This is a genomic window from Pseudomonas bohemica, from assembly GCF_002934685.1.
In the GTDB taxonomy this organism is placed as follows: Bacteria; Pseudomonadota; Gammaproteobacteria; order Pseudomonadales; family Pseudomonadaceae; genus Aquipseudomonas; species Aquipseudomonas bohemica.
In genome coordinates this window covers 37135-51043 of the sequence record NZ_NKHL01000086.1, presented here as the reverse complement: position 1 = coordinate 51043, position 13909 = coordinate 37135, and the positions used below count along the sequence as shown (strand labels likewise).

Below are 13909 nucleotides of genomic sequence, written 5' to 3'. Positions count from 1 at the left end.
GGGGGGGGGGGTGGTCAGCGCGGGAACGCCGCTGCTGGACATCGTGCCGGAATCATCGGACTTGGTAGTGGAGGCGCACGTATCGACGAACGACATCGACCGCATCACCCTCGGCAAGCTCACCGACATTCGCTTCAGCGCGTTCAACGCTGCCACCACGCCAGTGATTCAGGGGCAGGTCACGCGAATTTCGGCTGACCGTCTTACCGACGAGAAAACCGGCGAGGGCTATTACCTGGTGCGGGTGAAATTCACCGATGAAGGCCTGAAGCGTTTGGGCGATCGCAAGTTGCAGCCGGGGATGCCTGCGGAAGTGCTGATCAATGCGGGCGACCGCACCATGCTGCAGTACCTGCTCAAGCCTGCGCGCAACATGTTCGCCAAGTCGATGATCGAGGAATGACCGTGGCCAGTATGCTTCCCGGTCCGCTTTTTGGGTGTTTGCGCTCAACGCGAATGCGGCGCAGCCCGCGGCCCCGCAACAGGTTAGTGCTTCGACCTATTCCCTCGACTTGATGACGTTGTACAAAGAGTCTCGGCTTGAAGATCCACGCATCCTGTCGGCCTACGCCCATGCACGCTCTGCAAAACAGCAGGAGCGCGAAGCGTTTGGTGGGTTGCTGCCGCAGGTCACGGCGAGCAGCAACATCAACCGGATTCTGCGCAAGGACGATCTGTCGCGGGATATCTATGACAACAAAAGCTATTCGCTGAACCTGAGCCAGTTCGTCTACAACAAAGAGGCGTGGGAGCGGTATCAGAAGGCTAAGAGAGTCACGTTGCAGAAGAGCTTGCAGTCCGAGGACTCTCAGGCTGAAGCCACGGTCGATCTGGCCAAGCGGTATTTCGCTGCGCTGGCAGCCGACGATGCGCTGGCGCTGGTATCGGCCGAGCGGCGCGCCACCCAAGGTAGCCTCGATCGCGTCAATGCCTTGTATGCCAGGCAGATGGCCAAGAACTCCGATCTGCTGAAATCGCAGTATGACTTCATCACCAATCTGTTCATTCTGAATCGCTGGGCCGGCAAGTTGTCGCAAGAGAGCGTTGCCAGCGTGAACGTGTGGCTTGGTGGCGATGATTCTGAAGCGCTGAAGGACTTGAATAACTCAGGCCCTCAGGTAGCCCCCAAGTAGCCTGCAGCCACTCACGCTTGTCGGTATGCTGCCAATACTTTGCGGTACACCGCGAGGGTCTGCCGGGCGCATTCTTGCCAAGTGAATTGACGAGCGCGTTCCAGCGCTATTTCAACCCGTTCGCTCCTGAGTGCGTCGTTGCTCAAGACGTCGAGCATTGCCGCCGCGATGCTTGCAGCGTCATGCGGGTCGACTCCCCAGGCGGCATTGCCAGTCACTTCCGGCAGCGACGTGGTGTTCGACGCAATAACCGGGCATTCGGCCGCGAATGCTTCGATGACCGGCAGGCCAAACCCTTCGTACAAAGAGGCGAACACCAAGGCGCTAGCGCTCTGGAGCAGTGCGAACACGTCAGATTGCGGCAGATAACTGAGCCAGCGTCCTTCGCCTTTTTCTTCCAATGCTTTGAGCTGCGGAATCAAGTCTTCGTTGGCCCAACCGTCACGTCCCACTACGATGAGTGGATGCTGTTTGCGGACCGACTCCGGCAGCGCATTGAACGCCTCCAGCACCTTGGGCAAATTCTTGCGCGGCTGCAGCGTGCCGATGAACAGGAAAAACCCGGGCTGGAGGCGGTGCTCTTCCAGCACAGCGTCGCGGGTTTCAAGCGGGATGCGCTCGAAATACCCAGGGTCAACGCCAAGCGGCGTCACGCTGATTTTCTCGGGGGCGATCCCCATGTGCCTCACCAGATCCTGCTTGCTGTGCTCGGAGATGGTGATCAGATGATCGGCGCTATGCACGCTTCGAGCGAACAGCCAGCCTTTGAGGGTCTTGAGGTTCTGTCTGATCCATTCCGGATGAATCAGCGGAATCGCGTCCATGACCGTGGCAATGACGGGAACGCCACTGATTCTCGGGATCTGGTGATCTGAGGCGTGCACGATGTCGACATCGCGGGCGATGGCGGAGGAGTTGGGTAACGGTAGGCTGAGCAAGCCGCTCGCCAGCACCTGAATGCGGAAATCAGCCGAGAGCGTCTTTGGTACGCCGCACGCCAGTTCGGGGAAATTGCGGCCAAACGCATAAGGCATGACGGTGATGCCTGGCTCTTCGCTTCGCTTGAGCTCCTCCATCGCCTGCCACAGAGAGCGGGTGTACACGCCGATACCATCCAGATGACCGGCACGTTCACACCCTGCCCAGACGGTGCAGCTCAGACCAATATCCATACGCGTTTCCAAACCAATCCGGCGAGTCATGAAATTAAGGGGCGCGAGCCTATCATGAGCAGCGTTTTCGGGCATTTGCTTCTGCGCATGATCTCAACGCGCCATTGCGTTTCCTCCCCCAACCCCTCACCATCGCTTTCCGGTTATCCGTTTGCCCTATGGACTCAACGAATTGGCAGCACGTTCAGCGCACCAGCGCCCAGGGTTGTGGTTGCTTCTGGCGCTTGCACTGGCGTGCACGGCGTGTGCGAGCTATCTGAGTGCCGATTGGGATTTTTCTCTGATCAGCCGTCGGGCCGAAGCGCTTTACGGGCCGCTGGGGGCGGGCAAGCAACGGATCGACGCCTGGCAGCATCTGCTGGCCACCGAAAAGCAGGTCAGCGAAATGGACAAGCTGACGGTGGTGAACCTGTTCTTCAACAAGCAGATGCGCCACATGGAAGACATCGACCTGTGGCATGAAGTCGATTATTGGGCGACGCCGATCGAGTCGTTGTGGAAGGGGGCTGGCGACTGTGAAGACTACGCTATCGCCAAGTATTTCAGCCTGCGTCGGTTGGGCGTTCCCGGCGAGAAGCTGCTGATCACCTACGTCAAGGCGTTGCGCCTGAACCGCGCGCACATGGTCTTGACCTACTACTCGAGCCCGAACGCGATGCCCCTGGTGCTCGACAGCCTGATCAACGAAATCAAACCCGCGAGCGAGCGGCCGGACCTGTTGCCGGTCTATTCCTTCAATGCGCAAGGGCTGTGGCTGCCGGGTGCGCAGGGCAATAAGAAAGTGGGCGATACCAAGCGTCTGTCGCGCTGGCAGGACGTGTTGAAGAAAATGGCCGCCGAAGGCTTCCCGACCGAGCCCGAGAATTAGGAGTACTGATGTCTCTGTTCAAACAGCTGTTGATCGCTATCTGTCTGTTTCTGGTGGTCGCGTTTGCGGGCAGCTTTGTCGTCAGCCTGGAGAGTTCGCGGGCGCAGTACGTCAACCAGCTGCGCTCCCACGCACAGGATGCGGCCACGTCCCTGGCGTTGTCGCTGACCAACAACATCGACGATCCGGCGATGGTCGAATTGATGGTCACATCGATTTTCGATAGCGGCTATTACGCCAGCATCCGCGTGGTCGATCTGGCAACTGGTGCCGCGATCGTCGAGCGCAGCTCCACGCCGGACAACCAGGGCGTGCCCCAGTGGTTCATCGATGCCATCGGTCTGGAGCCAGCGGGGGGCGAGGCAATAGTCAGTCGCGGCTGGCAGCAGACGGCGCGGGTCGAGGTGGTAAGCCACCCGATGTTTGCGCTGGCGAAGTTGTGGCAGAGCGCGCTGGGCAGCCTCGGCTGGCTGGTGCTGTGTGGCGTGGTCAGCGCAGTCCTTGGCGCGCTGCTGCTGCGTCGGCAGTTGAAGCCGCTGGATTACATGGTTGCGCAGTCCCAAGCCATTGGTCGTCGTGAATTCCTGACGCTGCCGGAGCTGCCGCGTACTCCGGAGCTGCGCCGAGTGGTGCAGGCGATGAACCAGATGGTCGAGAAGCTCAAGGCGCTGTTCAAGGAATATGCCGAGCGTAGCGAAAGACTGCGCGTCGAGTCCTATCAGGACAGCCTGACCGGCCTGTCCAACAGGCGTTATTTCGATATGCAGCTCAAGGCTCATGTCACCAATCAGGAAGAGCATCGGGCCGGCCATCTGCTGCTGTTGCGCGTTCAGGATCTGGCTGGTCTGAACCTTCGAATGGGCGGCAAGCGCACCGATGCGTTATTGGTCGCAGTCGCGCAGGTGTTGCTCGAACAGTGTGAAAAGTACCCGAAAACCCGCAACCTGATCAGCCGTTCACGGGGCGGCGAGTTCGCGGTGCTGGCACCTGGCATGGTCCGCGAAGAAGCGCTGGAGCTGGCCCTCGATCTGGAGTATGCCTTGAAAGCACTGGTCGCGACGGGCGCCAGCGATGTGTCTCCGGTCGCTCACATGGGCATGGCCCCGTATACCCCTGGCGAAGCGCCGCTGACCTTGCTCGGCCTTGCCGACCAAGCGTTGTCGCAGGCCGAAACCCACGGCGAGCAGACCTGGAGTTATGTTGAAAACGCCGAAGTCACCGGCGTCGCTGACGATCAACACACCTGGCATCGTGTGCTCGATCACGCATTGACACACGGCGGCTTCGAGTTGTTCTTCCAGCCGGTGGTAGGGACTCACGATACGAATCAAGTGATGCACCACAAAGCGTTGTCGCGGCTGGTCAATGAGCAGGGGGAAACCATTCCGGCGGGGCGTTTCCTGCCCTGGATCGAACGTTTCGGCTGGTCGAGTCGCCTTGATCTGCTGATGCTGCAGCAGGCGCTCCGACATCTCGGCACCCACGGTCAGCCGCTGGCCTTGAACCTCTCGACGGCAACCCTCAATGACCCCGCTGCGCTGAATCAAGTGTTCAATGCGTTGCGTCAGCACCCCAAGCTCGGCGGCAAACTGATCATTGAGATCGGCGAAGAGCAACTGCCTGCGCAAGCGGTTCTCGAACAGCTGACCCGTCGTCTTCAGGCCGTCGGTTTCACTCTGGCCGTGCAACGCTTTGGCGGGCGCTTCAGCATGATCGGTAACCTCGCGCATCTGGGCCTAGCCTATCTGAAGATCGATGGCAGCTACATCCGCGCCATCGACGAAGAAAGCCACAAACGCCTGTTCATCGAAGCCGTACAGCGCGCGGCGCACAGCATCGACCTGCCGTTGATCGCCGAACGCGTCGAGACCAAGGGCGAGCACCAGGTGATCGCGGAAATGGGAATAGAAGGGGTGCAGGGACGTTTGTTTGGGGATCCGGCGCCGTGGGAGTGAAGCGTAGCGCTGCGGCTGAGGCTCTTGTTCCGGCCAGAGGCTGTGGAAGTTTGGCTTGTCATCGATCTCGTGCGCCGCGGCAGTAAAACCGCCGATGCATTGGGTCGGCCCTGTCACGCGCTCAGACTTTACTACCGTTGCGCGCCAGATCGCGAGCAAGCTTGCTCGCCGTTCGGGCAGAAACGCAATTAGGTTCGTTCAAATCAACCGCGTTTCATCGTCATTGATCAAATCACTCAGGCCGCCCAACGTCTCTCGCGCCTGGTTACGATCAAGCAATTTTGCCTGTGCGGCGGCCGGAAGATTGGTGATATTCAGGACGCCTTTGCTGGTCAGCACCTGAATCAAGTCGTCGAGTACACGGATCATCTCCATGTCGCTCAACTTGAGTTGATTCAAGCTTTTCCTCTACCACTTCATCGGTGTACCAAGCCTGGATCTGGTGATCGTCGGCTGGTAGCTGTTCGGTCGAGTGTTTCGCCGTGGTGGCCGACGAGGTTCGCCCGTTGGCCAGTCGCACGCAGCAGAGCACTCAGGAAATTCACCATGAACGCGCAGATCGCCAGCGCATCGGAAGAGCAGACCGCTGTCGCCGAAGAGATCAGCCTTAGCATGACCCAGATCGCCCAGGCTGTGGACACCGTCGCCGACGACGCCCAGAGCGGCGCACATACCGCGCGCAGCCTGACGGAATTCGGGGATCGGCTGGGCGGGTTAGTGAAGCAATTCAGGACTTGATGCCGTGCCGCAAGCCTGCTTCCGCCCGAAGGGCGTAGGAGCGCGCTTGCCCGCGATTGCTATTTGTCAGTTCCAGAATCTTCGCCTGACACACTGCAATCGCGGGCAGCGCTCTCCTACAGCTTGGTGGCGTCTCAGGAAATCGAGCGGGGTTACCGCCCCCGCTTGCTATCAATCCGCACCAACCGCCCACCCTCGAACCGTAGATACTGGTACATCCCGCTGTTCGGGCCGTAGACCCATTCCTGGACCTGCACCTGATCGACCTGGCGGAAGTGATTGACGGTTTCCTTGTAACCGATGATGTCTTGGCTGACCGGCTGGCCGCATTTCTGTTGCACTTCGAACATCCGGTCGCCGACGCTGATCAATTGACTGCCGCAACGCAACGTATCGGCCTGAGCCAGGCCACTCAACACTGCCAGACCGAGAATCGCCACGGTCCTGGTTAACACACTCTTCAAAAGTCGTTACTCGCTGTCCAGATGCAGGGGGCTGATGACGCGACCGTCTTTTTCCGGCTGACCGAGGGATGCATCGACAAAATAGACCCGATCATCCGCCAGTTGTCCTTTGTCCACCAAGTAGTCCTTGATGCTGCCGGCGCGTGCCTGACCCAATTGGCGCAGCAACAGGGCGCTGGAACTCCAGGATTTGAGCACCGCGTCGCGCAGCTTGTTCTGGCGTTCTTCCTTGCCCAGATCGACCCATTCGGCGGGCGGCTGCTGCTTCAGGCGGGTGCGATAGATCCCTTCGAGCATTGGCGGTTTTTCGTCGTCAGGCACTGTTAGATCGCTTGCCTGAGCCGGGACCTTGTCGCCCCGGCGCTGGAGGATCTTGTAATAGGTGCTCTGGTATTCGCGCTCAAGCCGCTGCTGGGCAATCAGCGGGCCGTCGCTGGCTTCAGCGCTGGTGCCTTCGATTTCCAGACGCAGGGCAGGGCGCTCTTTCAAGGCTGCCGCGAGCTTGTTCAGTGAATCCTGTGCTTCGCCGCTCAACTCATCCGAACCCGGCGCGAACGCCACAGTACCCAGATCTTCCGAGCCGCCGCCGCTGATCAAACCGCCAATGAACTTGAACGGCGCCGCAGCAGCTTTGACCACCAGGTTGCGCAACGTCTGCCAGACAATCGGCATCACGCTGAATTGCGGGTTGTTCAAATCGCCGGCGACCGGCAGTTCGATGGAAATCTTGCCGTCGACGTCCTTGAGCAGGGCAACCGCCAGTTTCAGCGGCAGGTTCACGGCGTCCGGGCTGTCGACCTTTTCACCCAATTGCAGCTGTTCGACCACCACCTTGTTTTCGGCCTTCAACTGGCCCTTGGTGATCAGGTAATGCAGGTCCAGATTCAACCGTCCCTTGCGAATGCGATAACCGGCGAACTTGCCGGAATAGGGCGTCAGGGTGGTCAATTCGACGCGGCGGAAACTTGTGGCGATGTCCAGGCTTGCCAGCGGGTTGAACGGGTTGAGCGCGCCCTTGATGGTGACCGGTGCGTAGCGGTCGACCTTGCCCTGAACATTCACCGGAGCCGGTTTGTCCTGGCGATTGTCCAGCGTGCCGATCTTGCCGTTGAGTTGCTGCACGGCGGTGGCGAAGTTGGGCGTGAGGCTGAAGTCGGCGAAGTTGGCCGAGCCGTTGTTGATGTTCACCTCACCGATATGAATGCCCATCGGCTTGTCGGCGGCCGCTTTCGCTTTAGGGGCTGTCTTCGACACGGCCGAAGCACCTTCTGCGGGCTGCGGAATCAGCAAATCGTCAATGTTGGTGGTGCGGTCGTCGGCGATGACGAAGCGCGCGTACGGCTGCTCGATGTTGATCGTGGCGATGCTCAGACTGTCACCGAGCTGGAAGTTCAGGCCCTCGACATTCAACTGTTGCCACTTCACGAAATCCCGAGATTTGAGCGTGTCGAGGGTGTGCAGCTGATCGACCTGAGCCTTGCCGGTGATGCCCAGCGCGAGTGGCTCGGTGCTTTTCAGGTCAACGGCCAGATCGGTGTTGAGCATGCCGCTGCGCACTTCCAGGCGAATGAACGGCGTGATGTAAGACTGCGCCACGCGCAGGTCAATGTCGCGGGTGGTGACATTGAGCCTGGCACGCACCGGCGCCAGATTGACCTCACCCTCGGCGGTCAGCTTGCCCTGCTTGCCCAGGCCGGTGTCGAGCTTGAGATTGAAAGGCGACTCGTTGAGGCTGTCGAAGTTGGTCAGGTCCAGATTGAGCGGGCCGACCTCCAGCGCCACAGGCGCTTTGGGCACCTTGTCTGCCAGATGCACGCGGTAATCGCGCAGTTGGGTGTCACGCAGCAGAACCTGCCAAGGCTTGCTCGGCGCGGCAGAGTCCTTGCTCGCTGTGGTTTCGGCACCGGAGGCAGTGGCGGGCTGCTGTTTCTCGGCTTCGGCCTTTTTCTGTTCGGATTTGGACGGCTGACTGGCGAACAACTTCTGCCAGTCCAACTCACCGTCAGACTCCCGAGCGGCCCAGGTTTCCAGGCCCTGACTGCGGATCTTTCCGACAGTGACCCGTTGCTTGGCAAGGTCGATTGACGTATCGCTGACCTCCAGGTTGTTCAGGCGTACCAGTGGTCGGCCATCTGGCGCATCGATGGCAAACGGCGCGACCTTGAGCGACGTGTTGTCCAGCAGCAGCTCGGTTTCCTTGGCCAGATTGAGTTTGTAGTGGGTATCGAAGTTGAGCACGCCATCCTTGAGCACCAGCGGCAGGGCATCGCGCACATAGGGCCACCAGACTTTCATTTTGCCGTCAGTGACCTTCAGGGTCCCTTCGGAGCTGATCGGAACCAGGCTGATACGCCCGACCCAGTCAATCTGGCCACCTTCGGGGCCTGCCGCCACAAGGGTCATGTCGGCGTTGTCTTCGGGCAGCGTGCTGAGGTTTTTCAGCTCGAAATTCAGCGTGTCGTAGAGAAACTCGATGGGCTCGCTGGGGCGCAGGTCCTGAAAATGCACATAGCCGTCGGCCAGTTTGATCTGGCCGATGCGCAGCGGGAAAGTTTTGCTCGGCGGCTCGTCAGGCTTGGCCGGCTCGCTCGGCGGCAGTTTGAACAGCCCGGCCAGATTAAGCGTACCGTCCTTGGAAAACAGCAGCTCGGTCTTGGGTTTGTTCAACTCCACTGACTCAAGATGCAGGGCTTTGGTCCACAGGCTGTCGATCTGGAGATTGGCGTAGAGCCGCTCGAAACCGATCTGCTCCTTGCCCGGCGCCCCGATGCTCAGGCCCCACAACGTCACTTCCAAGGTGTAGGGGTTGAGTTCGAGGCGATCCAGTTTGGCCGGCACCGAGGCGTAGTTGGTCAACTGCTGGTTGATCACACGCAGCGCAATACCGGGCAGGATGAGGAACCCCAGCAAGCTATAGATTGCGAAGACGGCCAGCAGGGCGCCGATGGCGCGTTTCAATCCTTTGGGCATATGGGTCGCCAACTCTCTCGAAGTGAGGTGCTTTTGAGTATGGCACGTCAATCTGGTTCCGAAGTCGTCGCTTCAAAAGCTGCAGGAAAGGCCTGACGCTGGCTACGCAATCAAAGCTGCAAGATTAATGTCTTGAGCGGTGGCTGCTGGTCCATCGACGGAAAATCGGCGCCCGGTGTGAGCACCTGGCAGTCGCGAACGGGGCGGCCAAGCTTGCTTGCGCAGCGCAGGACCTGCTCACGCCAGTCATCCATGCTGACCTTCGCCAGGTTGTTGCAGCAGATCAGCACGCCTTCTTCGGCGGTGGTCAGCAGCGCCGGTTTGAGCAGGCTTTGATAGTCGCGCAGCAAGTCCACGGTGCCGAAGGCGCTTTTGGCCCAGGCGGGTGGATCGAGCAACACCAGATCGAACTGGCGTTGTTCCAGGCGCACATAGCTCGGGAGCTTCTGACCGCGTCGGGAGGCGATCGGCAGGCCGGCCAGTTGGCGAATCGCCGGGAAATAGTCGGATTGAATGAACTGCATTTCCGGCAATTGCGGATTCAGCAGGCCGTTTTCGCGGCCCACGGCGAGGTTGCCTTCGGCGAAGTCCAGATTGCACACCTCGCGAGCATCGCCTGCTGCCGCGCTCAGCCCAACGCCGCAGGTGTAGGCGAACAGGTTGAGCACGCTCTTGCCTTTGGCGTGGTCCTTAACCCAGCCGCGCGCGTTGCGCAGGTCGAGAAACAGCAGCGGGTCCTGACCGGCATGGCGGCCGCGAACCCGGTAGTTCAGGCCCCATTCGTGACCCACCAGGTCTTCCAGCGCGGCGTCGTCGGCCTTGTAGACAGCGTCGCTACGGTCGATCCGCGAATTGCCGTGGGAACGGTCGTTGTAGACCAGCATCAATTCAAGGCCCAAGCGCGCGTTGATCGCTGCGTGCAAGGCCAGCAGCGAGTCGCGATCCAGGCTGTTGTGAAAGCTTTGCACCAGCAATTGCGGGCCGTAGCGGTCGACGGTCAGACCGCTCGCACCTTCCTGACTGCCGTGGAACAGGCGGTAGCAGTCAGTGCCCTGGGCGTGCAGCTCGGCGAGCAGGGATTGGCGATTGTCGAGGGCGACGCTGAGCGCCTGATTCAAGGAAGACATGCGGCGCCTTGGGGCAGGAATAAGGGCGTGCGAGTTTAGCAGCAAGCATTGTTGCGGTCTTGGGATGCCACACACCGCTTGAACCTTGCTTGCTCGCGAATGGCGTCGGCACATGCGACATGAGTGGCGTCTGGCACATCGCAATCGCGGGGCAAGCGCGCCCCTACAGGTGAGATGTCCGCTACGTTCCTGAACCTCCCCTGAACCCCAACGCAATAGTCTCGGCAGACCCTGTAGTGGCCGTTTACTCTCATAAAAGCCGGGCGTATTCTTCGCCCGTTTTCAACCAATGCGCAGACCCACAGTGGGTACTTGTTCGAGTGACAGACGTCAGCCGGTTTCGATGACCGGCCAATTCTCGGCACGATAACGCGCAGCCTTTTCACTGCCGTTTTCTCGCCGACAAGCGCGAGAAACGGCAGTGCCCGCCTTTTCTGTAGCAGCTGGATTTGACAGCGATGAGGTCCTTGAGATCACACCGCCGCCAAGCCGGGCTGCTACAGAGCGGATGCCCTGTCCCTTTCCTGATGTCACACCCGCGCGGCCTTTATGGCTGCGGGCCTGACTTTGCGTGCCGTTCCCTTTGGAACTGCGCGTGCAGACGGCCGTACCTGCTCGGGCCTTTTTGAAGTCAGCCCTTAAGTCAGGGACACCGCCATGAAGCTCACCACCATGAAGCTCGCCCTGCTCAAAGAATTCTTCCCAGGCTTTCTGCGGACCCGTCACTTCGCCCGGCACTTCCGTCGGCTGGCGATGCTCGATAGCGTGAGCGATGCCAGCGTTAGTCGCGAAGTGCCACCAACCCTGGCGCAGACCCTCACCCGTGGCGCCAGCACCGATGTGCCTGAACTGCTCATTCGTCTGGGAAGCCACCACGAAGGCCTAAGCGAAGACGGAGCGCTGGCCCTGCGTCAACAACATGGCCTCAACGAAGTCGAGCACGAACAGCCGCTGCCCTGGTGAGTGCATCTGTGGCATTGCTACAGGAACCCGTTCAACCTGCTGCTGACCCTGCTGGCCTTCATCTCGTGGCTGACCGAGGACATGAAGGCCGCCACCGTGATCTTCTCGATGGTCGTGCTCTCGACCCTGCTGCGTTTCTGGCAGGAAACACGCTCCAATCAGGCAGCGGATGCGCTCAAAGCGATGGTCAGCAACACTGCCACCGTGATGCGTCGAGCGGGTGCTTGCGAGAACGGCACTCCAGGCAATGGCAGGCCACAGCGCGTCGAACTGCCGATCAAGCAATTGGTGCCGGGCGACCTGATCGTGCTGTCCGCCGGTGACATGATCCCGGCCGACTGCCGCGTGCTCAGCGCCAAGGACTTGTTCGTCAGCCAGGCCGCGATGACGGGCGAATCGATGCCGGTGGAGAAATTCGCCCGTCGGCAGGAGGTCGACACCGGCAATCCGCTGGACCTGGAGAATATCCTCTTCATGGGCACCAACGTGGTTTCCGGCGCCGCCACCGGGGTCATTCTGGCGACCGGCAACAACACCTATTTCGGCGCCCTGGCGCAACGGGTCAGTGCCACCGACCGCGCGCCGACGTCATTTCAGGCCGGGGTCAACAAGGTCAGCTGGCTGCTGATCCGCTTCATGTTCGTCATGGCGCCGCTGGTGCTGTTCATCAACGGCTTCACCAAGGGAGACTGGATGGAAGCGCTGCTGTTCGCGCTGTCCATCGCCGTGGGCCTGACCCCCGAAATGCTGCCGATGATCGTCACCTCGACGTTGGCCAAGGGCGCGGTGTTCCTGTCGCGCAAGAAAGTCATCGTCAAACGCCTGGACGCGATCCAGAACTTCGGCGCCATGGACGTGCTGTGCACCGATAAGACTGGCACCCTGACCCAGGACAGGATCTTCCTCGCCCGCCATGTGGACGTGTGGGGCGATGAGTCCGATGACGTGTTGGAGATGGCCTACCTGAACAGCTATTACCAGACCGGCCTGAAAAACCTGCTCGACGTCGCCGTGCTGGAGCACGTGGAAATTCATCGCCAACTGCAGGTCGGGACGGCGTTCAGCAAGGTCGATGAAGCGCCGTTCGATTTCAACCGTCGGCGCATGTCGGTGGTGGTGCAGGAGCAGGGTCAACCGCATTTGCTGATCTGCAAAGGTGCGCTGGAAGAAGTGCTGAGCGTTTGCCAGCGCGTGCGTCACGGCGAGGTCGATGAAGCGCTGACCCCTGAATTGCTGGGGCGTATTCTGCAAGTCACGGCGTCCTTCAACGAAGAAGGGTTGCGGGTCGTGGCGGTGGCCGCTCGGGCGATGGAAGCAGGGCGCGACACCTACGGCCTGGCCGATGAGAACGATCTGACACTGATCGGTTACGTGGCCTTCCTTGATCCGCCCAAGGAAAGCACCGCGCCGGCCTTGAAAGCTCTGGCCGAACATGGTGTGGCGGTGAAAGTGCTGACCGGTGACAACGAGCGGGTGACCGCGAAGATCTGCCGTGAAGTGGGGCTGGAGCGCCAGGGTCTGCTGATGGGTGGGGATATCGAGCGCATGAGCGATGCGGAACTTGCGGCGGCAGTGGAAACCACCAACGTCTTCGCCAAACTGACGCCTTCGCACAAGGAGCGCATCGTGCGGCTGCTCAAGGGCAACGGGCACGTAGTTGGCTTCATGGGCGACGGCATCAACGACGCCCCTGCCCTACGCACCGCCGATATCGGGATTTCCGTGGACAGTGCGGTGGACATCGCCAAGGAAGCGGCCGACATCATCCTGCTGGAAAAGAGCCTGATGGTCCTGGAGGAGGGCGTGCTGGAAGGACGCCGGACCTTCGCCAACATGCTCAAGTACATCAAGATGACCGCCAGCTCTAACTTCGGCAACGTGTTCTCGGTGCTGGTGGCCAGCGCATTCATTCCTTTCCTGCCGATGTTGCCGATGCACCTTCTGGTGCAGAACCTGCTGTACGACATCTCGCAGATCGCCATTCCATTCGATAACGTCGACGAGCAACTGCTGAAGAAACCGCAACGCTGGCAGCCTGCGGATGTGGGCCGGTTCATGATGTTTTTCGGGCCGATCAGCTCGATCTTCGACATCACCACCTTTGCGGTGATGTGGTACGTGTTCGGTGCCAATACACCGGAACACCAGACCCTGTTTCAGTCGGGCTGGTTTGTCGTGGGGCTGCTGACCCAGACGCTGATCGTGCACATGATCCGTACCCCGAAAATCCCGTTCCTGCAAAGCCGCGCGGCCATGCCGTTGACAGTGATGACCGGAATAATCATGGCGGTGGGCATATTCCTGCCGATGGGGCCACTGGCGCACTACTTCAAACTGCAGGCGCTGCCACCGCTGTATTTCGTCATCCTGCCGCTGATTCTGCTGGGATATGTAGGGCTGACTCAGGCGGTGAAAGGGTTTTATGTGCGCAAGTTCGGTTGGCAATGACGCCAGCCTCTGTCCTGTGGAAGCACGCTTGCCCGCGATTGCGGTGTGTCAGCTGCATGATTTGTCTGACA

The 13909-nt window shown here is 60.2% G+C and carries 8 protein-coding genes and 3 pseudogenes; 6 read left to right on the top strand and 5 right to left on the bottom strand.

Annotated features, from left to right (window positions below; genetic code table 11):
• Both CE491_RS05310 and CE491_RS05305 read left to right on the top strand, forming a co-directional pair.
• Window positions 1–403, top strand: a 403-nt coding sequence (locus CE491_RS05310) for an HlyD family efflux transporter periplasmic adaptor subunit (RefSeq protein WP_199884996.1), incomplete at its 5' end; no start/stop codon positions are given.
• A gap of 112 nt (window positions 404–515) precedes the next feature.
• On the top strand, window positions 516–1133 hold the full coding sequence (locus CE491_RS05305) for a TolC family protein (RefSeq protein ID WP_110947315.1): 618 nt from the start codon (window positions 516–518) through the stop codon (window positions 1131–1133).
• Window positions 1134–1144: 11 nt separating this feature from the next.
• On the opposite strand, the gene CE491_RS05300 is transcribed toward CE491_RS05305, so the two are convergent.
• Window positions 1145–2305, bottom strand: coding sequence for a glycosyltransferase family 4 protein (locus CE491_RS05300; RefSeq protein ID WP_110947312.1), 1161 nt, complete (start codon window positions 2303–2305; stop codon window positions 1145–1147).
• Window positions 2306–2477: 172 nt separating this feature from the next.
• On the opposite strand from CE491_RS05300, the gene lapG reads away from it, so the two are divergent.
• Together lapG and lapD are read left to right on the top strand one after the other, a co-directional pair.
• Entirely contained in the window at window positions 2478–3173 is a 696-nt protein-coding gene (gene lapG, locus CE491_RS05295) for a cysteine protease LapG (protein WP_407681331.1), read from the top strand.
• Between the two features lie 8 nt (window positions 3174–3181).
• Window positions 3182–5128 carry a cyclic di-GMP receptor LapD gene (gene lapD, locus CE491_RS05290; RefSeq protein WP_110947310.1) on the top strand — a complete coding sequence of 649 codons (1947 nt, stop codon included), beginning with the start codon at window positions 3182–3184 and terminating at the stop codon, window positions 5126–5128.
• 198 nt (window positions 5129–5326) lie between these two features.
• Here the strand turns inward: lapD and CE491_RS05285 are convergent.
• A pseudogene (locus tag CE491_RS05285) lies at window positions 5327–5648 on the bottom strand (tryptophan synthase subunit beta).
• Here CE491_RS05285 and CE491_RS05280 point away from each other — a divergent pair.
• Window positions 5605–5866 (top strand): annotated as a pseudogene (locus tag CE491_RS05280) (methyl-accepting chemotaxis protein); the annotation flags it as partial. The pseudogenes CE491_RS05285 and CE491_RS05280 sit on opposite strands and share 44 nt — an antisense overlap.
• A gap of 152 nt (window positions 5867–6018) precedes the next feature.
• On the opposite strand, the gene CE491_RS05275 reads toward CE491_RS05280, so the two are convergent.
• From CE491_RS05275 to CE491_RS05265, 3 genes are all read right to left on the bottom strand, one after another.
• Window positions 6019–6321, bottom strand: coding sequence for a DUF2845 domain-containing protein (locus tag CE491_RS05275; protein ID WP_407681332.1), 303 nt, complete (start codon window positions 6319–6321; stop codon window positions 6019–6021).
• Between the two features lie 15 nt (window positions 6322–6336).
• Complete coding sequence (locus CE491_RS05270) at window positions 6337–9300, bottom strand: DUF748 domain-containing protein (RefSeq protein WP_110947308.1); 2964 nt, start codon at window positions 9298–9300, stop codon at window positions 6337–6339.
• A gap of 110 nt (window positions 9301–9410) precedes the next feature.
• Window positions 9411–10427, bottom strand: a complete 1017-nt coding sequence (locus tag CE491_RS05265) for a class I SAM-dependent rRNA methyltransferase (RefSeq protein WP_110947307.1) — start codon at window positions 10425–10427, stop codon at window positions 9411–9413.
• 672 nt (window positions 10428–11099) lie between these two features.
• On the opposite strand from CE491_RS05265, the pseudogene mgtA reads away from it, so the two are divergent.
• A pseudogene (gene mgtA, locus CE491_RS05260) lies at window positions 11100–13838 on the top strand (magnesium-translocating P-type ATPase).
• The last annotated feature ends 71 nt before the right edge of the window (window positions 13839–13909 follow it).